The sequence below is a fragment of the Microvirga antarctica genome (assembly GCF_017921815.1).
Classification (GTDB): domain Bacteria; phylum Pseudomonadota; class Alphaproteobacteria; order Rhizobiales; family Beijerinckiaceae; genus Microvirga; species Microvirga antarctica.
The window spans coordinates 250,579-272,136 of the sequence record NZ_JAGEMM010000003.1 but is presented as its reverse complement, the minus strand read 5'-3'; the positions used below and the strand labels follow the sequence as shown (position 1 = coordinate 272,136).

Sequence of the window (21,558 nt, the reverse complement as noted above, 5' to 3'; positions counted from 1 at the left end):
TCTTGGAAGCTTTGATCGCTACAACCACGCATAGGCCACCGTGGCAAGCCTTAACGGTAGAGCCGCATCCTCTGTGACAGAAGCGCGCCCCCATGGTAGGAGTTCTCCCATGAACGATATCAGCCGCTTCCATCCGCCCGATGAAGCTGGCGAGCCGGATGACGTCCCCCAAGGCGGCCACCCCGTGAGGCGCCGCCTCGGCACACGGTCGCTTGTGCTCGTCGGCCTTATGGGAGCGGGAAAAAGTACCGTCGGCCGACGGCTGGCGCAGAAGCTCGGCCTGCCCTTTCGCGATGCCGATCACGAGATCGAATCCGCCGCCGGCATGACGATTCCCGACATCTTCTCCATCCATGGGGAAGGGCATTTCCGCGACGGCGAACGCCGGGTCATTGCCCGTCTGCTCCAGGAAGGCCCCATGGTGCTTGCAACCGGCGGCGGCGCCTACATGAACGAGGAAACGCGGCTCGCCATCGCGCAGCATGGCATCTCGGTGTGGCTGCGGGCCGACCTCGACGTGCTGATGCGGCGCGTCCGCAAACGGGCAACCCGCCCGCTGCTGCAGACGGCCGATCCCGAGGGCACCATGCGCCATCTGATGGCCGTGCGGCATCCGGTCTACGCCCTCTCCGACCTCGCGGTCGACTCGCATGAGGCGCCGCATGACCGGGTCGTGGGCGACATCATCGAGGCCCTCGAACGCTTTCTCGACCAACGACGGAGCTCTGCGGAGTGATCACAGAAGCGACCCGGACGCTGCGCGCGTCCGTCAAGACGGTTCACGTCCCCCTCGGCGACCGAGCCTATGACATTCTGGTCGGACGCCATGTGCTGGACCTCGCGGGGGAGCGTATCGCCGCGCTGGGAGCCCGCGCGGTTGCGATCGTCACGGACGAGAATGTCGGTGCGCTCTACGCCGCCACGCTCGCGGAGGCTTTGGAGAAGTCGGGCCTGCGGGTGGGCATCGTCACCGTTGCGCCTGGTGAGGCGACCAAATCCTACGCGTCCCTCGAGCGGGTGTGCGATGCGATTCTCGAATCACGGATCGAGCGCGGCGATCTCGTGATCGCGCTCGGCGGCGGCGTCGTGGGCGACCTTGCGGGTTTCGTGGCCGCCGTCACCCGCCGCGGGATGCGGTTCGTCCAGATCCCGACCTCCCTTCTAGCGCAGGTCGATTCGTCGGTCGGCGGCAAGACCGGCATCAATTCCCGCCACGGCAAGAATCTCGTGGGGGCCTTCCACCAGCCGAGCCTCGTTCTGGCCGACACCGCCCTCCTCGATAGCTTGCCGTTGCGGGAGATGCGGGCAGGCTATGCGGAGGTGGTGAAATACGGCCTGATCGACGACGCCGCCTTCTTCGCGTGGTGCGATGCGAACTGGCAGGGCATCTTCGAGGGCGGTCCCGAACGGGACGAGGCGGTCGCCCGCTCGTGCCGGGCGAAGGCTATCGTGGTGGTGCGCGACGAGCGCGAGGACGGCGATCGCGCCCTGCTCAATCTCGGCCACACCTTTGGCCACGCGCTGGAGCGGATCACCCGTTACGATTCGGCCCGTCTGGTGCATGGGGAGGGCGTGTCGATCGGGCTCTGCCTCGCCTTCCGATTTTCGGCCTTCCTTGGCCTGTGTCCTTCCTCAGATGCCGCGCGGGTCGCGGAGCATCTCACCCGCGTCGGTCTTCCGACACGGCTCCAGGACGTACCCGGCGGCTGCGGAACCGTCGCCGACCTGCTTGACGGCATGGCCCAGGACAAGAAGGTCAAGGCCGGAGCCCTCACGTTCATTCTGGCGCGCGGCATCGGCCAGAGCTTCATCGCCCACGGGATCGAGGTCGAATCGGTCCGCACATTCCTCAACGGTGAAATGGCGTCGGCCGTCTCATGAGCGTTCTTTCGCTGGCGGAGATCTGGGCGGCCGGGCTGATCGTGGTCCTGTCGCTGACGGCGTCGGCCTTTTGCGCTGCAGCCGAGACGGCCTTCACGCTGGCCTCCCGGTCGCGCATGCGGGCGCTCGGCAATGCGGGCGACCCGCGAGCCGAGGCCGTCACCGGTCTCCTGCAGATGCGGGAGCGCTTCGTCGGCACGATTCTCATCAGCAACAACATCGTGCGGATCGGCGTTGCGGCCTTCGCCACCTGGATTCTGACGCAGACGAGCGGCAGCATCGGGGCGATCTACGCCATCGCCATCGTGACCGCCCTTGTGGTGGTGTTCGCCGAAATTCTCCCCAAGGCCATCGCCACGGCGATTCCCGAGCGGGTCGCGTTGGCCCTGGCAAAGCCCATGTCGTGGGTCGTGTCGGTGCTGGGGCCTGTCTCCATCGGCATCGAGCGCGTGGTGCGGCTGCTGCTGCGCACCTTCGGTTTGCGGCTGGGCGAGAACGCGCCCATCCTGTCGGCCAACCAGGAACTGCGCGACCAGCTCGACCTGCTGCACGAAGAGGGCGGCGTCGCGAAGATCCAGCGGGACATGCTGGGCGGCCTGCTCGACCTCGAGCACATGACCGTCTCCGAGGTGATGGTTCACCGCACCAAGATGCGTACCATCAACGCTGACCTGACCGCGCAGGAGATCGTGCGCGAGGTGCTGTCCTCTCCCTACACGCGCATGCCCCTGTGGCGCGACAGCCAGGAGAACATCATCGGCGTGCTGCATGCCAAGGATCTGTTGCGTGCGCTCGACGCGGTGGGTGGCGACGCCAACCGCCTGTCCATCGAGGCGATCGCGCTCGAGAGCTGGTTCGTGCCTGACACCACGTCGCTGCGCGATCAGCTCAAGGCCTTTCTGGCCAAGAAAACGCACTTCGCGCTCGTCGTCGACGAATACGGGGAGGTCATGGGTCTCGTCACGCTCGAGGACATCCTTGAGGAGATCGTCGGCGACATCAAGGACGAGCACGACCTGTCCGTGCAGGGTGTCCGCCCGCAGCCCAACGGCGCGGTCAATGTGGATGGGTCCGTCACCATCCGGGATCTCAATCGCGTCATGGATTGGAACCTGCCCGACGAGGAGGCCACGACGGTGGCGGGCCTCGTCATCCACGAAGCCCGCACCATTCCCGAGATGGGGCAGATCTTCACCTTCCACGGCTACCGGTTTCACGTGCTGCGCAAGTCGCGCAACCGCATTACGGTGCTGCGCATCGTTCCCCTGACATCCGTGCCCGTGATGGGCGCCGCCTCGGCTGCGGCAGGCTAGAAGGGCCACGCCGGCAGGCGTTGCTCCGCGCGCCTTCAGGCGCCTTCGAGCGGCAGCTTCGCCTTGGCGCGTAAAGGCTTTGCCGTGGGCTCGGTGGACATGAACTGCGCGTGGGCGAGTTCGGCAAAGCGGCCGCCGCGTTCCACAAGCTGGTCGAACGTCCCCGTCTCGATGACGCGTCCCTGATCGAAGACCAGAATGCGATCCGCATTGCGAATCGTGGCCAGCCGGTGGGCGATCACGAAAGTCGTGCGACCCTTCATGACTTCGTCGAGGGCAAGCTGAAGTTTCTTCTCGGTGGCCGCATCGAGCGCGCTCGTCGCCTCGTCCAGAATGAGGATGGGCGGATTCTTCAACAGCGCGCGGGCGATGGACAACCGCTGCCGCTCGCCGCCCGACAGGGAGCGGCCGCGCTCGCCGACGATCGAATCGAGACCGTCGGTCTGGCGTGCGATGAACTCGATCGCCTGGGCGCGCTCGAGCGCCTCGATCATCTCCGCGTCGGTGGCCTCGGGACGGCCGACCTGGAGATTCTCGCGGATCGAGCGGGCAAACAGCATCGGTTCCTGAAAGACCACGCCAATGTTGCGCCGCAGGGACGACAATGTCAGGTCGCGGATGTCGTCATTGTCGATTCGGATCGCGCCTGATTGCGGATCGAAGGCCCGGTGCAGCAATCCGAGCGTCGTCGATTTGCCCGATCCGGTCGCCCCGACAAGCGCGACGTTCTCGCCCGGCATCACGGTGAACGACACGTCCTGAATGGCCGGCCGCTTGCCATCATAGGAAAAGCTCACGCCGTCGAACGCGACCTTGCCTTCGAACCGTCCCACATCCTTGGCGTTCGGCCGATCGTGGACGGCGGGCGCCGTATCGAGGATCTCGAAGAATTCGCGCATCTTCGGCGCCTGCATGAAGAGCTGGTTGATGAAACTCACCGCCTGTTCGAGCCGTGCGATGAGCATCGTGGCAATGCTCATGAACATGACGATCTCGCCGATTGACGCCAGACCACCGAGATGCAGGCCGGTACCGACCAGAAAGACGGCCGTGACCGTGATGGTGGCGGCGGCCCGCGAGGCGACGGAGGCCACGGCCCACCACGACAACACCGGATTCTGCGCCTGCAGCAATTGCTGAATGATCGCGCGCAGCGAGCCCGCTTCCGCCTCGATCCGTGTGAAGGACTGAATCACCGGCACGTTGCCGAGCGCGTCGGAGGCATGCTCGGCGAGGCTCGAATGGTAACGCTCCACCGTGCCCTGGAGGCTCTCGGTCTTGCGCACGACGAGCGTCGTCAGGATCGCGAACACAACCATCAATCCGACAAGCAGAAGACCGAGCCGCCAATTGAGGAACACCGTCATCGGCAGCAGGATGAACAGCGCGATCAGGGCCGAAAAATGCTCGCGGAAGAAGCCCAGCCAAAGCCATGCCATGCCGTTCGAGCCCTCGAGCATCACCTTCAGCACGCGGCCGGAATGGGTCGAGGTGTGAAAGGCCAGCGGCAGTTCGAGCACGTGCTCGAAATAATTGGCCACAACCGCCAACCGCCGGCGGTGCGACAGCCGGTCTGCATAAAGCGCCACAAGAACGCCTGCGCCGATGGAGAAGAACGCGAATGCGACCCAGGCGATAATCAGCGGCATGAGGGCCGTGAAGGTGACGACCGGCGTGCCCGGGATCTGCGCCCGTGTCAGAACGTCGATGATACGGCCGAACAGGATGGGCTCGGCAAAGGCGGAAATCGCAAGCGCCACATTGGCGAGCGCCAGAAGCGCCCCCACCCTGATATCGCCGCCAAGCTGGCCGAGAACTCGGATGTAGAGGCGGATCAGCCACATGGGAACGTTACCTTAGACGAGGATCTTCGCCGAACCATGACCTAACGCCTCTCGCGGGCATTCGGTCGCCATCCTGTCCCGAAATCGGCCTTCACCATAGCAACGAAAGTGCAGCCGTCCATCCCGCACCGATGCGACTGTCATGCTCTGCTGGGCGCCGGGCTGGCCTACCGCCGGTCGGAGGCGACCACCATGACCCAGTAGACCTTGTATTTGGAGTTCGGCGTATAGGCCGTCGCAATCCCGATCCGCGTTGCCTGCGAATCAAGGAGAACGCGATTATGCTGCGGGCTCTCCCGCCATCCCGAGAACGCCTCGGCCAACGTATAGTAGCCGGCCGACAGGTTCGCGGCCGGATTTCGAAACCCCGCCGACGCGAGGCGCGCCTTCACCGCCTCGGCGGAGCTCGGCTTGTCGGCCGCGGCCATCGCCCGCGCTTCAGCCTGAGCGATCGCCTGCAGATCGGCATCGACCGCGAGCGGCCCGAGACCCTTGTTCTGGCGGTAGCCGGTGATCATGTCGCGGGCCATGGCCGCGTCCACGGTCGCGTCCGCCCTGGCCATGGGCAGATAGAAGCTCGGCGTGGTGGCCGTAGGCTTGGGGGGTGGCGCGGAGCAGGCCGACAGGGCGGCCGCCGTGAGAACCAGAAGGAGGAGGATGCGTGTCATGCGGGCGATTTATCCTTGAGAAGGGTTAAGCCTTCCTCCTCATCCGCCATCTTGATGGGTTGATCGGTGGATTCTTCTTCCGATGCGGCGGCGGGCGTCGCGGGAAGGCCCATCCCGTCCTTGCGGAGCTTTCGGAAGATATCGAAATAGAGGTCGCTCGCGATCCTCCCCGCCGAGTCGATGTCGTCGACGAAGCAGACGAGATCGAAGTCGAGGGTGTTCTCCGTGACCTTCTTGAAGATCACGCGCGGGGAAGGCTCGCTCATGATTTCCCGGTGTGCGAGTGCACAGGTGCGCATGATCTCCGCCACCTTGTCCGGGTCCGCGCTGCGGGGGACGGGGATCGACACGAGCACCCGGCCAATTCTGTCATTGCGCACCCGGTTGCGCACGATGCCGGATATCAGATTGGAATTGGGCACGATCAGGGTCGAGCGATCCGCCGTCTGGATCTCGGTCGAGCGCACGTTGATGCGGCGCACATAGCCCTCGCCGTCTCCCACCACCACCAGGTCCCCCACCCGAATCGGTCGTTCCCACAGCAGGATCAGGCCGGAGATGAAATTGTTGACGATGGATTGAAGACCGAAACCGATACCCACCGACAATGCGCCGGCCACGATCGTCAGCCGCTCGAGACTGAGGCCGAGATAGCCGAATGCAATCACGCCCGCGGTGATAATGCCCACATAGCCGGCGGCCGTGCGGATCGAGTTCCGCAGGCCCGCATCGAGATCTGTCGCGGGCAAAAAGGTGTTGTCGAGCCAGCGCTGGATCACGCGGGTGATCGTGAAGACGATCGCAAACAGAAGGGCCGCGATGAGGATCGACGAAATCGAAATCGTCACATCGCCCACGTTGAAACCGAAGAACACCGCCCGGACCGAGCCCATGAGGTCGGTGGATTCGACACCCCAGGGCGCCAACACGAGCAGGAGCGCGATAATGATCAACGTCAGACGGACAGCTCCGGTGGCCAGAACGCCGATCTGCTCCAGCGAGCGACGCCGCAGACCCGTATTGGCCTGGAGCGTGGTGACGATGCGACTCTGCGTTCGGAAGGTGTTGCCGATGAACTCGTCGGCCATGTTGATGGCGAGGATCAGCAGCGCGAGGAGAATGGAGATCCACGCGCCCTGATCGACCAGGAACGAGGCCAGCGCCACATAGCCACCAAGGACGCTCCCCACGATGAGCGTCACCACCACCCAGCCCAGGCTGCGAAGTGGGCCGCCCAAGGTGAACTCGGACGCCACGAACGGGCCAAGGCAGGCCTCGTCCTCTGTGGCCCGATTGGCAAACCGTCGGAGCAATTCGGCGAGGATCAAGGCCATGGCGAGGGCGAAGACGCCGCGGGTGAGAACCGTGATGGGCAAAGCCGCCGCGATCGCCTGGTTGAACGATTCGAGGATCTTGCCGATCGCCAGAACCGTCGCGAGGGTGACGCCGAAACTTATGATACGGGGGGCCGAGGCATCTGCCACCGTCACAAGCCGCCAGCGGGGGGCGTCAGGCGCCAGGATGGCGTCGATCAGGGCCCGCACGAACGCCACGAACGCCACTCCCCGCAGCACCGAAGCCACGACGAGTTCGAGTCGCGGCGGAAAGATGTTGGCGGCATCGAACGCGATCCAGACGATCCAGCTGCCGAAGATGGGCAGAAGAGCGCCCAGGCAAAGAGCCGCGAGAGCTGCCAGCAGCCGCGAACGCCGGGACGGATCGAGTGCCTCCGGATCCCGTCGCACGAAGCGCCTGGCGAGAATACGCCGCCCCTCATAGAGCGCGACGCCCGCCCCAACGGCCAGCCCCAGCACCAGAAGGGCACCGATGGTGGCGTTGCGCCGGATCTGGTCGAGCGTATCCGAGAGGGTAATGCCCTGGGCGCGCAGTTCCCGCGGAATGGCATAGATCACGCTTTTCCAGAGTTCCGGACTGAGGATGCTGTCGCTTTGCTCGAACAGCGCGCGGGCAAAGCCTGATCGGCGCAGGTCGCCGATTTGCGTGCCCAGCTGCTCGGCCTGGAGCAGAACGGCCCGCGCCAGACGTTGGGTCTCGTCGAACTCGGCGACCGCCGCCTCCCGCTCGGCGCGGTCGCGCGCGGCGTCAGCGCCCTCCTCCGGCTCGCCCTCTTTGGGCTTCGGCCCCAGCTGCCCGAGGCGGGCCTTGCTGGCCTCAAGACGCGGTCCCTGCTCGGCGATGATGCCCCGGATCGCCTCGACCATCGGTTCGATCTGGAGGCGGAGCGCCTGCAATTCTGCATCGGAATGACGACGCGACTGCAGCCCGAGTTCGGTCTGGGTGAGATTTGCCTTGAAGCTGTCGAGCCTGGCGCGCGCGGCCCGGGTGTCAGGGGCGGCGACTTTGACCGGATCCGCCGCCGGCGCCGGCGCGGCCTGGGCAAGCGGGGCGGAAGGAGGCGAGGCCGCCGGCTGGGCGACGGCGACAGTTCCGGCGCAAAGCATCAGAAGGCTCGCGAGTGCGCGCCGCATTCGTCTGCTTGCCGTCATCTGGAACCCACCTTGCCGTTTCGCGCCATCGCGGCCCTTTGCAGGCTCGTTATGCGAATCATTAAGGCGAAAACTCGCCTTTCGGAGATGGGAGCGCAAGACCGGCCGGAGGGTCTCCCCACCGGCCAAATGCCTGCTACTGGGCGGTGGCGGGGCGCGGTGTTGCCGGGGTCGCGGGGGCCGAACTGCCTGAATTGACCGGCGGTGTGGTGGAAGACGGCGCGGTCGACCCGCTGGGCGAGCCCGTAATTGCGGCCCGCGATGCGTCCTGGGCCGGCGAATCAGGCGACGTCTTGGTCACCCACGTCAGGTAGCCTCCGATCGCGATGCCGCAGAGAATCATTGCCGCAATCAGCACCACCAGCACGGGACGCCCCGAAGGACCCTGCCGCGCGCGCTCGTCGGTTACAATCTTGGCCATTTAATCCTCATGGTGCGATGTTGTTTCGCAGGGTCGCTGGACCCGGCTGCGACGATGGAACGTGCAAACACTTGCGCCGGTTCCGCATATTAAGAGTGGCAGACGCGGTGCTTTCTGCGATCCTGCCCCGGCACCGGGAAGGACAGGCGCCTGTTCGACCGGCTTTGGACCCAGGACTGAGGTCATGTTTTCGCCGTCTCGATGACCTTGGGTAGACGCTGTCTTTGAGGATTCGTCATGAAAGACAACCGCATCAGCCTGGACGGCACATGGGAATTTCTACATGTTGCCGACGACCGCCTCAGCGGCCCGGCCGAAGTCAGACAGATCACCGTGCCGAGTCCGTGGCAGGCGCAGTTCGCGGATCTTCGCATGCGCGCCGGGATCGGCATTTACCGACGTACCCTCGATATCCCGGGCGATTGGCTCCACGATACGGTGTGGATCCGGTTCGGCGCTGTTTTTCACAACGCCCGGGTGTTCATCAACGGCGAACTGGTCGGAACGAACGAGGGCGGGTTTCTGCCCTTTTCCTACGAGATCACGCAGCATCTGCGTCCCGGTCTCAACGAGATCAAGGTTCGGGTGGATTCCCCCACCGACAATCCGGCGGAATTTCCCGATTCACCCTTCGCGGAAATCCCGTTCGGCAAGCAGAGCTGGTACGGACCGCTCTCGGGCATCTGGCAGCCGGTCTATCTCGAGCGCCGGGTCGCCGAGCACATGACACGGCTGAGGCTGATCCCCGATCGCGAGACCGGCCAAGTGAACGCGAACGTCTTTTTCGCAAGTCCCATCGCGCAGGCCTCGCGGGTAGGCGTGCACGTGCGCGATCCCCATGGCGTCATGGTGCGCGAGGAAACGCTTGCGGCAGCGCCGGGCGTCACGAGCATTCCGTTCACCTTCGTGATACCCGATGTCCTGTCCTGGTCGCCGGACACACCCCATCGCTATGAGATCACACTGACCCTCAATTGTGGCGGCGACATCCTGGACACGATCTCCGACCATTTCGGATTTCGCACCATCGAGACCCGCAACGGTCATTTCTATCTGAACGGTGAGCCGCTGTATCTCCGCGGAGCGCTCGATCAGGATTACTACCCCGACACGATCTGCACCGTGCCCTCGGTGGCCTTCCTCGAGGATCAGTTTCGCAAGGCCAAGGAACTGGGCCTCAACTGCCTGCGCTGCCACATCAAGGCGGCCGATCCCCGCTATTATGAGGTGGCCGATCGGCTTGGCATGCTGATCTGGACGGAGCTTCCCAACGGCGGCATGGCGACAGAGCGGTCCCGCGGTCGGAAGGAACGGCTGCTGAAAGGGATGGTCGACCGCGACAGCAACCATCCGTCGATCATCATCTGGACGATCATCAATGAGAACTGGGGCGTCGATCTCGTCTACGATTCGGACCATCGCGAGTGGCTGAAGCGCACCTATGCGTGGCTGAAGGGATACGACACCACGCGGCTTGTGGTCGACAACTCGCCGCTCGCGCCGAGCTTCCACGTGGAATCCGATATCGCGGATTATCATTTCTACGCGGCCATCCCCGATCATCGCGACGAATGGGACACCTTTGTCGATGAACTCGCCGCGCGTCCCTCGTGGCTTTACTCGCCCTACGGCGACAGCGTGATCACCGGCCGCGAGCCGTTGATGTGCTCGGAGTTCGGCAATTGGGGCCTTCCTTATCCAAAGGATCTGCGCAACGGAGCGGACGAGGAGCCGTGGTGGTTCGAGACAGGCCACGATTGGGGCGAAGGCGTCATGTACGCGCATGGAGTCGAGAACCGTTTCGCGGATTGGAGCCTCGACCGTGTCTTCGGCAACTCGCGGCGGTTCGTCATGGCGGCGCAATGGCAGCAGTTCCGGGCATTGAAATACCAGATCGAAGCCATGCGCCGACAGCCGACGCTCGCCGGATACGTCATCACGGAACTTCACGATTGCCACTGGGAATCCAACGGCCTGCTCGATATGCGCCGCAACCCGCGGGTGTTTCACGAGCTCTTTCCGATCATCAACAGCGACACGGTGATCGTCCCGAAATGGCAGCGGGTCACGTATTGGAGCGGTGAGAGCATCGGGGTCGACATCTCGCTGGCGCACGGAGCGGGCGCCCCGCTCGATGGCTGCGAACTCACGATCACCGTGGGAGAGCAGACTTTGCTGTTTCCCATCCCGCGCCTTGACGCCCCGACCGTTTTCAACCTCGGGCGCGTGGTGCTCAACGCACCTGAGCTGCCGGAAGCCGGATTGCGGCGGATGTCATTCGAATTGCGCAACCCGGACGGACGGACATTGGCCAGCAACCATCTGGACCTTGCGATCCACCCGCGGCGGACCCATTCGCCCCATGCCGACCAACGCGTCTGGGCGGCGGACGAGGATCTGCGCGAGCGCCTTGAGGCGATGGGCTACGCGCTGGCGCGCGGACTGGGAGAATCCACTCTGGTGGTCGCGCGAAACCACGACACGGCGATAGCCGATCATGTTCGACAGGGCGCAAGCCTCCTGCTCCTGCCCGAGACCGAGATCAGCCTCTATCCGTTCTTTCCGCATTGGCAGAATGTCCGCGTGAAGGCCCGCGACGGCACGCTTTGGCGCGGGGACTGGGCCTCGTCCTTCGCATGGCTCCGCCGGGCGGATCAGTTCTCGCATATTCCGTCGGGCCCGCTCCTGGACGAAACCATGGACCGGGTCCTGCCCGATTTCGTCATTGCCGGTTGCAATCTTCTCGACTTCCAGGCCCGCGTCTTCGCCGGGCTTGTCGTCGGATGGATCCACAAGCCCGTCGCGCTCGGCGTCGAGCGGACCTACGGGCGTGGCCGAATCGTCGCCTCGACGTTGCGTCTGTTTCAGGACCTGCCTTTGGCAGATCCCACCGCCACCAGCCTGTTCGATGCCCTCGCTGGGCTGGCGGTCGAAGCGCGAGCGACTCGAATTGAGGCCGCTGTCCGGGCCGCCGAAGCCGCCGCCTGAGTCGGCAGGAGACGGTTTAGGACGTCGGGGCCGCAACCCTGATCCGCTCGCCGGACGGGCGCAGGAGGCTGACCGGTTCCAGTGTGCGTTCGCGATGCTTGAGCCTGCGCGTGTGGAGCGTGTCGAGGTGCTGCGCATCTCGAAAGGCGTCGAGCATGGGCTGGTGGGCGATCCGTTCCCCATGCGGCTCCGCCTGGGATGCGGGATCCCACAGGCCCATCGGGGTCCAGTCGGCCGGTGAATGCCATTCCGGCATTCCCAGAATCGGATAGAGGCACACCGCGTGAAGCGGGACGCCTTCGCGCAGAAGTGCTTCGGCCTCCTGCGCTACCTCTTGCAGCCAGGGTCCACGCTTGTCACCCACATGACTGGTCTCGGTGATCATGAGGTCGCCGCCATAGCGTCCTGACACGGTGCGCACCAGATCGCGCAGCTTCAAACGACGTGAATCGCCATCCTCCAGAGGCGGGATGGTGCCGCAGCTGAGGGGCTCGACGCGCCATTCCCACTGGTTGGTCCAGTAATAATTGATGCCCACGATATCCAGATGCGACCGGGTGCCGCCCAGTTCCGGCATGAGCCGACCGCTCAGCATGTCCCAGGCCTGGAAGACAAGCCGGTCGTTGAAATCTTCGGCTTCCTCGTCCCAGTCACGGTTGTCGAAGGGCAAGGCCACGCGACAGAGGGGATCAGCGTTGACGATCCGCGCATCGGGCCGGACATAGCGGATCGCATCGATGCCCTGGATGGCAGCGCGCACCAGCGCGACCTTCAGGTCCCAACCGCGGCCGATGCTGTGGGGGGCGAACAGGCCCCGCTCACCTGCGGCGAATGCCATGAAAGAAGGCTCGTTGATGGGGGTGAAATACAGGGTGCCGGGCGTGCGCGCGGCTGCATAGCGGGTTGCGGCATAGCAGTACTCAGCGAACCGGGCGCCGAAATCGTCGCTCCAAAGATCCACATGCTGCGGGTAGCCGTAGTGGAAGAGGTCCCAGATGACCTCTATGCCATGACGCTCCGCTGCACGCATGAACGGCTCCACCGAGGAAAAATCGAACCGACCGTTACCGAGATCGATCAGCGGCCAGCGCATGACCTCACGCACGCCCCGGATGCCAAGCGCGGCGAGCTTGCGATAATCCGCATCGACGGTCCGGTCATGACCGGTGGCTGCCACCTGGTCAAACCAGTCGCCATGGCGGTTGTAACCGGTCGATCCTTCGAACCCGGCTAAAAAGAAGCTGCGAAACATGAGGAATTTTCCCCGAAACTCAAGCTCTGCCGGATGACAGAGGGCCGACCGAGGATGCTCCGCCTGCGACGTAGCCCTGGTAAGAACCGACGAGAGCGGTAGGAGTTCGATTCAAAGTTGCGGGATCGAGATCCCAAAGACCCATGCGGGCGAAGTAATGCGCCGGTTCCCGCAGACCTTGCCTGTAGGCCCAGGCCACCAGATCGAACACGGGCCACCACGTGTAGCCTACCAGGGGAACGCCCTCGCGGCGCAGGGTCGCGACGGCGCCGACAGAATCGTCCAGCCAGCGCTGTCGCTTGGCGACCGACCCCATCGAGGCGGTTTCGCTGATGATGAGCGGGACGCTATAGCGCTCGTGATACAGACGGCCCAGGCGCGCCACGAGATCGCCCGAGGCATAGGGCTGCCTGATCCTCACCCGTCCCTGACCCTCGCGTTGGAGACGCTTCTGCGTAAACATCGGATAGAGATTCAAGCCGATCAGGGGCAGATCGATGGCGTTCTCGCCAAACCACGCGAGTTCCGCCTCCGTCGCCCCCTGCTGCAGGAGCCACGACCACAGGCTGTGATCGCGGTCGACGCGACCGCTGACCAGATCAAGCGCCAGAAAGACAATCTCCTGTCGTTGCGCGGCCTCCCCCGCCAGTGATTCGTCCCCGGTGTCGTAGACGTCCGTGGCATCCACATGGACCGGGACGATTTCGGGATCGACCATCGCAAGATTCTGGACCGTGCGGACGATCCCGCGGGCAATCGCCAACATGACAGCGACAAAGCCTCGCCAGCCGCGGCGGTAAGGGGGCCACCACCCAAGACGCCCGCAATACCACGCGGTCACACGCGGCTCATTGAGAGGCGTGTACCAGATGATCCGGCCTGCATAGCGGTCAGCCACCCGGCCTGCGAATTCGGCGACATATTCCGGATAGTCCGGGTGCAGATAGGCGTTCTCGATCCACGGCGGCAGGCCGTAATGCACCAGGTCTACGATTGGATCGATCCCGCGATCGAGCAGGCCGCCGAGCGCTACGTCGGCGAAGCCCCAATCCCAGACGCCCCGTTCCGGTTCGACCCGGTGCCAGGGAATGCCGTAGCGAACCGCCGTCAGACCGAGGCTCCCCATCAGATCGAGATCGGACAGGCAGCGATCGTAATGTCCCGTGAGGGCATATTCGTCGAGCGTCCGACCGGTGAGGGGCCAGGGCGCGGTCACGAACGTGTCCTCGATGCCGGCCATCCACAGAAACGCCTCAGGCGCGGTGAGACGTCCAAGCTGTGAGCGCGGAACCACGCCCATCCCCCGCACTCCCGGTTTCAGGATGCGAGGGCCGCCGGCGGTGACGCGTGCGCGACAGCCGGTCCGTCGCCGGAGATCGGAATGGATTCATTGATGCGCCTGAACGTGGCAAGGGCCTGCCCGACAATCTGATCCATGTTGTAGTAGCGATACGTGGCGAGCCGACCGACGAACCACACATTGGGCGTCGCCAGCGCCAGCTTTTCGTACTTCTTGAAAAGCTCCTGATTTTCAGGCTTCGGAATCGGGTAGTAGGGATCGCCCTCGGCCGACGGAATCTCAAAGGTGAGCGCGGTCTTGGGATGCTCCTGCCCGGTGAGATACTTGTATTCCGTGATCCGCGTGTACTCGTTGGTCTGCGGATAGTTGACGACCGCGACCTCCTGAAAGCGCGGCTGGTCGAGTGTAACGTGCTCGAAACGAAGGGAGCGATACGGCAACTTCCCGAACCGGAAATCAAAATATTCATCGATTGGCCCGGTGAAGATGAGGCGACGATGCGGGATCACGTCGCGGACATCGTCATATTCCGTCTGCGTCATCACGTCGATGTTGGGATGAGCGAGCATCCTTTCGAACATGCGGGTGTATCCGTGCTTCGGCATGAACTGGAATTCGTCGCCGAAATAACGGTCATCCCGGTTTGTGCGTGTCGGCACCCGCGCCGTGACCGACTTATCGAGCTCCGACGGATCCAGTCCCCACTGCTTGCGCGTATAGCCGCGGAAAAATTTCTCGTAGAGCTCCCGCCCGACCGCCGACACCACCACGTCTTCCGACGTTTTGATCTCGTCAACCTTTTCGGCACGCTCGGCAAACCAGCCTTCGAGCTGTTCCGATGTCAGGTCGAGATCATAGAGCGTATTGACCGTGTCGAGGTTGATCGGAATGGGCACAAGCTTGCCGTCGACGGCGGCAAGCACGCGGTGCTCATATGGCCGCCACTCGGTGAACAGCGACAGGTGATCGAAGATCGCCTTGGCATTGGTGTGAAAGATATGCGGACCATACTGGTGGATGAGCAGGCCACTCTCGTCATAGCGATCATACGCATTGCCGCCCACGTGGTTGCGCCTGTCGATGAGAAGCACACGTTCGTTCCGCTGTGATGCGAGACGCTCCGCGAGCACGCTCCCGGCAAAGCCCGCCCCGACTATCAGCCAATCATACATGCGATCACTCCGCCGCCGTTGTGGCGTAGACTCGTCCGGACGCCGCACGCGCGTCGCTCGCATCGGTGCCCATCGCTTGCATCATCAGCCGCTCCATCGCGGTCCATGTCTTGTCCCATGAGCCCGATGCCAGATGACGATCGACCTTCGCCAGCCATGCATCGGCGGGCCGCTTCAGAATCATGTCGATCTTGGCCACCATCTCGTCGGCGTCGCGGCCGATTTCAACGAGCCCCTTGTCGCCATAGGGGTTGATGACGTCCTTGATAGCGGTCGAAACCACCGGGATGCCGGCAGCGAGGAATTCCGGTGTCTTGGTCGGGCTGATGAACTTTGTCGCCTCGTTGAGGGCGAAAGGCATGAAGCCCACATCCCAGCCGGAGAGATATTGCGGAAGTTCGTCATAGCTCTTGCCACCGAGCCAGTGAATATTCGGCCTGCGCAGCAGCGTGGCAGGGTCGATCTTCACGACCGGTCCGATCATGACCAGGTTGAGATCCGGCCGGCGCTCGGCAACGGCCGCCACAAGTTCGAGATCCATCCGTTCATCGACCACACCGAAGAAGCCAAGCCGGGGCGAGGGAATGTCCGCCTGATCGGCGGGATCGGAAAGGCCGCTGCGGGCTTTCGCGAAATGGGGGAAATCGATCGAGGACGGAAAAGCATGAACGCTGCGGTGGCGATCTCTTTTCGCCTCGTAGAGACTCATGCCACCCGTGAACACCAGGTCGGCGCGAGAGAAGAGGGCATTCTCCAGGCTGATGAGCTCGTGCGACGCGCCACGAAACATCGAAAGCTCGTCCATGTTGTCATAGACACACAGATCGCATTCCAGATCGCTCGTGAAAGCGAGCGCCATGGGCGTGTAATACCAGAATACGCGCTTCTCCTTGGCGCTGCGACCAATCAGCGCCTCGATCAGGTCGTGTTGCTCGGCAATCACATCCTCAGGCGCAAGACCTTCCGGCAGCACCGGCACGGCGATCGTGATCCCATGAGGCCGTTTGCTGACATTCATATGAGGCCTGGCACCGGCCTCGAAGACCGGCTCTTCCACGAACAGGACGTCAAAGTTCTCTGACGCGCGCGTCAGGAGATGTTGCGGACGCTGCCACACGAAATCCCAGCGCAGATGCGAGAAACACACAAAAAGCGGCTTTGACGCGACAGGCAAAAGCGTCGGGCGCAGAGTACGCAGGTGGATGGTCGAACGCTCAGGCATGGCGCATTCCTCAAAGCAGACGTGCGGCGGCGATCGGGCCTGGAGACAGCCCGGCGAATGAAAACGGAATTGTCGAATAGACGAGGCCGGACCAAGCGTCCGAGCCACCAGAACAGGAACGCCCCGCCATCGTCGGCGGTTCCTTGCCCGTTCATCTGGATGAACGGGCATTCAGCCGCAGGGGCAGACCTAAGTGCTATTTTTTCTCAAGCAGAAGCGTGCCCTGCTTCTGGATAAAATGCTTCGCCTTTTCGGCGGCCATCGCCAGGATCCAGGGAAGCTTCACTTCCACAAGCACCCGATCGTCCATAACGTCAAGGTGTCCATCGATCGACTGGCCCAGGGCGCCAACTCGAAATGCCATGCGATCGTCGGTCCAGTTCTCGTCGATCGACGCGATTTTGTCCCCGAATTGCGACTTCACGCTTCCCAGGCCGCCCCGAAGACGGCGGGTCGCCTCGGCTTTGCCGAGAGTGTGGGGGATCGACACAGTGACGGGTTTGGACATGAACACAGGGCTCCATTTCGGAAACGACAAGCCGGGGTCGCGGCAATCGGTTCCACGGCGGCGCCTTGGCCATCATTACTCGCAGGCAGAACAGAGCCGGCCGCGTGAGGCTGGCGCGCTCGCCAAAGGTGCGTCGGGGCAGACCGCGCGACCCTAGCCGCCAGCCCCCATTCAGGCCTGGGCGACGAAGAGATCGAGATCAGACGCGGGCAAGCGGTCGTCGATGGCATACCGGCTTGCCGGTTTGGAGACCCGCCATGGAAGCAGCGTCGAGGCATGGATGGCCTCCGACGGCCGCAGGCGTCGGGCGGTGCCGTCGGCCTGAACCTCGTCCAGAACCACGAAGCCGAAGATGGTCAGCCGCGTGGCTATATCCTTGGTGACACGGTCATGCGCCGCGATGGCCAGAGAACCGGCACCGTAGACGGCGTCCATCAGGGAACGTTGGTCCCGCCGCGGGGAGGCCGTCGAGCGGCCGCCCGGAAAGCGGATAACGTTCGTCGGCTCAGACGATCTCGGTTCCATTTACACAACCCTTGGTCACGAATCGTCCCGAGGATCGCTGGAATGGATTAAGAACCGCCTAACCCGGCTCCGCAGAGAGACATGGCTAGTCGACCCGGTGAAGAGATACGTACGCGGTTCCAGTCGAGGTCAGGCCAAGTTCCTGCGCGGGCTCTTTGGCAAGATCGATGATGCGGTTACGGGTGAACGGGCCCCGGTCATTGACCCGGACGACAACCGAGCGGCCATTCTTCTCGTTCACGACCCGCAGCTTGGTGCCGAAGGGAAGGGAGCGGTGCGCCGCCGTCATCGCTCCAGAATTGAAGCGTTCACCACTCGCGGTGCGTCGGCCGTGGAAGCCGGGCCCATACCAGGACGCCGTCCCTTTCTGGAGTGTGGCCGAGGTCGCAATTTTGTTTTGAGAAACAGATCCGGTAACCGAAGGATCAACTGAAGTAGTATTACATGCAGCAACAAATAGCAGAGGCGTCAAAATGGACGCACGAGAGAGTATATTCTTCAAGGATTTGGCTCCCCTTCCTTGGTGTAAGGCGCGCAATCAGCCGCCTAAAGAGGCGAGAATATGACAAGGTCATTTTTCCCTTGTTTTGCTTTACTTTCCGGACTGCAAAATATGCCGCGAGAATAGCCTTAAGCGTGGCATTAATAGAAAATTATAGCCTGAACAATGTTTCTATTGGCTGCTGACGGTTTGGTCACCGCGACGATACCGCTGAGCCACGGCTTACCCGGGGGACTGGTTAAGTTCCCGCCCTGATCTAGTTCACGGGCACGGCCTCTCGACATCACGCTCACCGGCGCTTGGGCACAAGCGATAAGGACCCTGTTCATGCCAGTTTCAACGTCATCCCAACCCGTCGCGATCGTCGGCGCAGGCCCTGGAGGCCTTGCGGCTGCGATGCTTTTGGCGCGAGACGGCGTTCCGGTGACGATCTTCGAGCAGGGGAACTGTGTTGGCGGACGAACACGCACCTTCGAGGCGCCGGGCGGATTTCGATTCGATATCGGCCCCACCTTCTTTCTCTACCCGAAAGTCCTCCGTGAGATCTTCGAGGTCTGTGGCGAGAATCTCGACGACCATGTGGAGATGCGGCGTCTCGACCCGCAATATCACCTGGTCTTCGAGGGCGGCGGCGAGATTCGTGCGACGCCCGATCTTGACCGGCTCGAGACCGAGATCGCCCGCCTCGCACCTCAGGACGCGGGAAATGTCAGGCGATTCCTGGCGGATAACCGCGAGAAGCTCGAAGCCTTTCGGCCGATCCTCGAACAGTCGTTTTCAAGCCCCGCAGACCTCTTCTCGCCGGCGATGCTCGCGGCCCTGCCGAAGCTGCGCCCCTTCGCCAGCGTGGACGCCGACCTCAAGCGCTACTTCTCCGACCCCCGCGTCAGGCTCGCCTTCTCGTTCCAGACAAAGTATCTGGGCATGTCGCCGTTTCAGTGTCCCAGCCTGTTCACGATTCTGTCGTTCCTCGAATACGAACATGGGGTCTATCACCCTATCGGAGGGTGTGGGGCCGTCTCCGAGGCCATGGCGAATGTGGCCCGCAAGCTCGGCGTCGACATCCGCCTCAACGCGCCGGTGGGCGAGATCCTCTATGAGGGCGGCGAGGCTGTGGGCGTCGAGAGCAAGGGCGAGCGCTTCCAGGCGTCGTCGGTCGTCGTCAACGGTGATTTTGGCCACGCCATGCGCAAGCTCGTCCCGCAGGCCATGCGACCGAAATGGAAGGACAGCAAGCTCGCGCGGGCCAAGATCTCCTGCTCGACCTTCATGCTGTATCTCGGAATCGAGGGGGATGTGGGCGACCTTGCCCATCACACGATCCTGTTGTCGCGTGACTATGAGCGCAACATCACCGAGATCACGGACGGCATCCTGCCAGACGATCCATCCATCTATGTCCAGCATGCGGGCGCAACCGACCCATCGATGGCTCCGGACGGTCACACGAGCCTGTATGTTCTGGTGCCTGTCCCTAACCTGCGGGGCGAGATCGATTGGGCGCGGGAGAAAACGCGCTATCGCAAGCTCGCGCTGGACCGGCTGAAGCATCTGGGCATCGGCGATATCGAGAGCCGCATCCGCTACGAGCGCGTGGTGACACCCACGGACTGGGAACAGGACTTTTCGGTCTTCGACGGCGCAACCTTCAACCTTGCGCATAACCTGACGCAGATGCTCTATTTCCGACCGCACAATCGCTTCGGCCATAACGTGTATCTGGTTGGTGGCGGCACGCATCCCGGCAGCGGATTGCCGGTGATTTACGAAGGCGCCCGCATCACGGCGCGCCTGCTGATGGAAGACCGCGCCCGCCAACGCGCCGGCAAGGGACGTGGCCGAACGCGTGCGGGTTCACTCGATGAAGCAACGACCTGAGGGACAACCATGCGTCTTCGAATTGCTGCGCCGCTCCTGATCTTCGCCATCTCGTCCGCCAATGCGGCGACCCTCGTCATTCGGGCTGAGGGCGTCGCGTCGCAACAGGGGATGGTCTATGCCGGAATCTGCGACACGAGTTTCGACGAGGCGACCTGTCCCTACAAGGATCGGGCGGCCGCCAAAGCCGGAACCGTGGAAATGCGCATTCGGAACGTCAGGCCGGGCTCCTACGCCATAGCAGTCTTCCACGACATCAGCGGCGACGGGAAACTGAACCGAAACTTTATCGGGTTGCCCAACGAGCCTTACGGTTTCTCCAACGATGTCGGACGCAGGGGAGCGCCCGATTTCAAGCGGGCCCTTATCGAGGTGAAGGAACCGGTCACCACCATTACCGTGCCGATCCAGTAGCGCGCCATGCTCTGGCGCGCTTTCGCGATGCTTGCTCACGGGGCGCGGCGGGTTGGCCTTCGGCCGGCAGCCGTGCCGCCGCCAAGCCGGCTCTGTCAAAACCCCGAACAGGTGCTGAGGACGTTCGAGCGGGTCGACGAGGCGATCTGGTCGTCACAGGCTCTCATCGCCTGTGCGCAGAGCGGCCTCATCGCCTATCTGGACAGGCCGACGACGATTTCGTCCCTGGCGACATCCCTCGATCTGCCGCAGGAGATCGTTCACAATCTCGTGGGCGTGCTTGCCGGTTTCGGCCTGGTCACGATCGACGGCGATCGGATCCTCGCCGCACCCGGCTTTCTGCCGTTCACCGGCCAGCAGGGGGCCCCTGTATTTGACGGTGCGGTGCGCGCGCCTCTGCTCCAGGCGGAGCATTTCCGAAAGCACTTGGCGGAAAGGACGCTGAATCTGGAAGGCTGGACGCACACAGACCCGGCCGTGATCGAAGCGCAGGGAATCCTGACGCGATTGTGGACGAAGGCGGCGATTGCGAAGTTGCGCTACCTGCCAGGCCTGGCCGAGCGACTGAATCGCGGAGGTGCGCTTCTCGATGTCGGAGCGGGAGCGGCCGGCCTGTCGATCACCCTGTGCCAGGCCTTTCCAGCGCTGACGGCGACAGCACTCGAGCCCGCCTCGGCGCCTGCGGCGATCGGCGAGCACCAGATCCGATCGGCCGGACTTGGGGACCGGATCAAGCTACGCCGCCAGCGGGTCGAGGAGATCGAGGACGTGGCGGCGTTCGACCTGGTTTTCCTGCCACAGATGTTTCTCCCGGATGCGGTGATCGACCCCGCCCTCGCGGCGCTCTTCAGGGCCATGCGGCCAGGCGCCTGGGTGCTCGTGCCGGTGATGGCGCGCAGGGGACAGGATCTGCCATCGGCGATTGCCCGGCTGAAGACCCTGCTCTGGGGCGGCAATGCCCGTGACGTCGATATGGTGGCTGAGCGACTTGCCGCAGCGGGCTTTGCGCCCGTGATCCGGGCTCCGGGACGCCAGGCCATCCGGATGATCTGTGCGCGGCGGCCATTTCATGCCACGCTTGCCACCTTGAAGTAGCCGCTCGTCAGCCTAGAACCAGAACAGTGGTCGTTCGGATCCTTATTGACGGTCCGAATCCGCCCTCG

At 63.5% G+C, this 21,558-nt stretch carries 17 protein-coding genes and 1 pseudogene; 7 read left to right on the top strand and 11 right to left on the bottom strand.

Annotated features, from left to right (window positions below):
* Positions 1–109 precede the first annotated feature (109 nt).
* From J4G32_RS12390 to J4G32_RS12380, 3 genes are read left to right on the top strand one after another with little or no spacing between them, the layout of a single operon-like run.
* The gene (locus J4G32_RS12390; protein ID WP_210493398.1) at positions 110–736 is read left to right on the top strand and encodes a shikimate kinase; all 627 of its coding nucleotides are present in this window, start codon (positions 110–112) and stop codon (positions 734–736) included.
* Positions 733–1,881 (top strand): 3-dehydroquinate synthase, encoded by a 1,149-nt coding sequence (gene aroB / locus J4G32_RS12385; RefSeq protein ID WP_343232643.1) that lies wholly within the window; start codon positions 733–735, stop codon positions 1,879–1,881. Before J4G32_RS12390 ends, aroB begins: the two co-directional genes overlap by 4 nt.
* Positions 1,878–3,194: an HlyC/CorC family transporter gene (locus J4G32_RS12380; protein ID WP_210493395.1), complete on the top strand. Its 1,317-nt coding sequence runs from the start codon at positions 1,878–1,880 to the stop codon at positions 3,192–3,194. Before aroB ends, J4G32_RS12380 begins: the two co-directional genes overlap by 4 nt.
* A gap of 35 nt (positions 3,195–3,229) precedes the next feature.
* On the opposite strand, the gene J4G32_RS12375 is transcribed toward J4G32_RS12380, so the two are convergent.
* From J4G32_RS12375 to J4G32_RS12360, 4 genes are all read right to left on the bottom strand, one after another.
* The gene (locus J4G32_RS12375; RefSeq protein WP_210493389.1) at positions 3,230–5,038 is read right to left on the bottom strand and encodes a glucan ABC transporter ATP-binding protein/ permease; all 1,809 of its coding nucleotides are present in this window, start codon (positions 5,036–5,038) and stop codon (positions 3,230–3,232) included.
* 167 nt (positions 5,039–5,205) lie between these two features.
* A complete protein-coding gene (locus tag J4G32_RS12370; RefSeq protein WP_210493383.1) occupies positions 5,206–5,706 on the bottom strand; it encodes a CAP domain-containing protein in 501 nt (166 codons plus the stop codon).
* The gene (locus tag J4G32_RS12365) at positions 5,703–8,195 is read right to left on the bottom strand and encodes a DUF3772 domain-containing protein (protein ID WP_246505017.1); all 2,493 of its coding nucleotides are present in this window, start codon (positions 8,193–8,195) and stop codon (positions 5,703–5,705) included. Before J4G32_RS12365 ends, J4G32_RS12370 begins: the two co-directional genes overlap by 4 nt.
* A 154-nt stretch (positions 8,196–8,349) precedes the next feature.
* A complete protein-coding gene (locus tag J4G32_RS12360) occupies positions 8,350–8,634 on the bottom strand; it encodes a hypothetical protein (RefSeq protein ID WP_210493378.1) in 285 nt (94 codons plus the stop codon).
* Positions 8,635–8,871: 237 nt separating this feature from the next.
* Here J4G32_RS12360 and J4G32_RS22190 point away from each other — a divergent pair.
* A pseudogene (locus J4G32_RS22190) lies at positions 8,872–10,176 on the top strand (glycoside hydrolase family 2 protein); the annotation flags it as partial.
* Positions 10,177–11,638: 1,462 nt separating this feature from the next.
* Here J4G32_RS22190 and J4G32_RS12350 read toward each other — a convergent pair.
* From J4G32_RS12350 to J4G32_RS12320, 7 genes are all read right to left on the bottom strand, one after another.
* The gene (locus J4G32_RS12350) at positions 11,639–12,874 is read right to left on the bottom strand and encodes a glycoside hydrolase family 1 protein (protein WP_210493375.1); all 1,236 of its coding nucleotides are present in this window, start codon (positions 12,872–12,874) and stop codon (positions 11,639–11,641) included.
* 19 nt (positions 12,875–12,893) lie between these two features.
* Positions 12,894–14,174, bottom strand: a complete 1,281-nt coding sequence (locus J4G32_RS12345) for a family 1 glycosylhydrolase (RefSeq protein ID WP_246505016.1) — start codon at positions 14,172–14,174, stop codon at positions 12,894–12,896.
* 17 nt (positions 14,175–14,191) lie between these two features.
* Entirely contained in the window at positions 14,192–15,346 is a 1,155-nt protein-coding gene (glf, locus tag J4G32_RS12340; RefSeq protein WP_210493370.1) for a UDP-galactopyranose mutase, read from the bottom strand.
* Between the two features lie 4 nt (positions 15,347–15,350).
* Positions 15,351–16,568 (bottom strand): glycosyltransferase family 1 protein, encoded by a 1,218-nt coding sequence (locus tag J4G32_RS12335; protein WP_210493366.1) that lies wholly within the window; start codon positions 16,566–16,568, stop codon positions 15,351–15,353.
* A 196-nt stretch (positions 16,569–16,764) separates the two neighbouring features.
* Entirely contained in the window at positions 16,765–17,076 is a 312-nt protein-coding gene (locus J4G32_RS12330) for a polyhydroxyalkanoic acid system family protein (protein WP_210493362.1), read from the bottom strand.
* A 171-nt stretch (positions 17,077–17,247) separates the two neighbouring features.
* Positions 17,248–17,511 (bottom strand): hypothetical protein, encoded by a 264-nt coding sequence (locus tag J4G32_RS12325; RefSeq protein WP_210493359.1) that lies wholly within the window; start codon positions 17,509–17,511, stop codon positions 17,248–17,250.
* Positions 17,512–17,686: 175 nt separating this feature from the next.
* The gene (locus J4G32_RS12320) at positions 17,687–17,992 is read right to left on the bottom strand and encodes a septal ring lytic transglycosylase RlpA family protein (protein ID WP_343232649.1); all 306 of its coding nucleotides are present in this window, start codon (positions 17,990–17,992) and stop codon (positions 17,687–17,689) included.
* 438 nt (positions 17,993–18,430) lie between these two features.
* On the opposite strand from J4G32_RS12320, the gene crtI reads away from it, so the two are divergent.
* The 3 genes from crtI to J4G32_RS12305 are packed head-to-tail and all read left to right on the top strand — an operon-like array spanning position 18,431 to position 21,490.
* A complete protein-coding gene (gene crtI / locus J4G32_RS12315) occupies positions 18,431–19,981 on the top strand; it encodes a phytoene desaturase family protein (RefSeq protein WP_210493350.1) in 1,551 nt (516 codons plus the stop codon).
* Positions 19,982–19,990: 9 nt separating this feature from the next.
* A complete protein-coding gene (locus J4G32_RS12310; RefSeq protein ID WP_210493344.1) occupies positions 19,991–20,395 on the top strand; it encodes a DUF2141 domain-containing protein in 405 nt (134 codons plus the stop codon).
* A 6-nt stretch (positions 20,396–20,401) separates the two neighbouring features.
* Positions 20,402–21,490: an SAM-dependent methyltransferase gene (locus J4G32_RS12305; RefSeq protein ID WP_210493341.1), complete on the top strand. Its 1,089-nt coding sequence runs from the start codon at positions 20,402–20,404 to the stop codon at positions 21,488–21,490.
* Positions 21,491–21,558: the final 68 nt, after the last annotated feature.

Coding starts and splice junctions, on each gene's coding strand:
- J4G32_RS12390 (WP_210493398.1), top strand. CDS start 110: ATGAACGATATCAGCCGCTTCCATCCGCCCGATGAAGCTGGCGAGCCG.
- J4G32_RS12380 (WP_210493395.1), top strand. CDS start 1,878: ATGAGCGTTCTTTCGCTGGCGGAGATCTGGGCGGCCGGGCTGATCGTG.
- J4G32_RS12375 (WP_210493389.1), bottom strand. CDS start 5,038: ATGTGGCTGATCCGCCTCTACATCCGAGTTCTCGGCCAGCTTGGCGGC.
- J4G32_RS12370 (WP_210493383.1), bottom strand. CDS start 5,706: ATGACACGCATCCTCCTCCTTCTGGTTCTCACGGCGGCCGCCCTGTCG.
- J4G32_RS12365 (WP_246505017.1), bottom strand. CDS start 8,195: ATGCGGCGCGCACTCGCGAGCCTTCTGATGCTTTGCGCCGGAACTGTC.
- J4G32_RS12360 (WP_210493378.1), bottom strand. CDS start 8,634: ATGGCCAAGATTGTAACCGACGAGCGCGCGCGGCAGGGTCCTTCGGGG.
- J4G32_RS12350 (WP_210493375.1), bottom strand. CDS start 12,874: ATGTTTCGCAGCTTCTTTTTAGCCGGGTTCGAAGGATCGACCGGTTAC.
- J4G32_RS12345 (WP_246505016.1), bottom strand. CDS start 14,174: ATGGGCGTGGTTCCGCGCTCACAGCTTGGACGTCTCACCGCGCCTGAG.
- glf (WP_210493370.1), bottom strand. CDS start 15,346: ATGTATGATTGGCTGATAGTCGGGGCGGGCTTTGCCGGGAGCGTGCTC.
- J4G32_RS12335 (WP_210493366.1), bottom strand. CDS start 16,568: ATGCCTGAGCGTTCGACCATCCACCTGCGTACTCTGCGCCCGACGCTT.
- J4G32_RS12330 (WP_210493362.1), bottom strand. CDS start 17,076: ATGTCCAAACCCGTCACTGTGTCGATCCCCCACACTCTCGGCAAAGCC.
- J4G32_RS12325 (WP_210493359.1), bottom strand. CDS start 17,511: ATGGACGCCGTCTACGGTGCCGGTTCTCTGGCCATCGCGGCGCATGAC.
- crtI (WP_210493350.1), top strand. CDS start 18,431: ATGCCAGTTTCAACGTCATCCCAACCCGTCGCGATCGTCGGCGCAGGC.
- J4G32_RS12310 (WP_210493344.1), top strand. CDS start 19,991: ATGCGTCTTCGAATTGCTGCGCCGCTCCTGATCTTCGCCATCTCGTCC.
- J4G32_RS12305 (WP_210493341.1), top strand. CDS start 20,402: ATGCTCTGGCGCGCTTTCGCGATGCTTGCTCACGGGGCGCGGCGGGTT.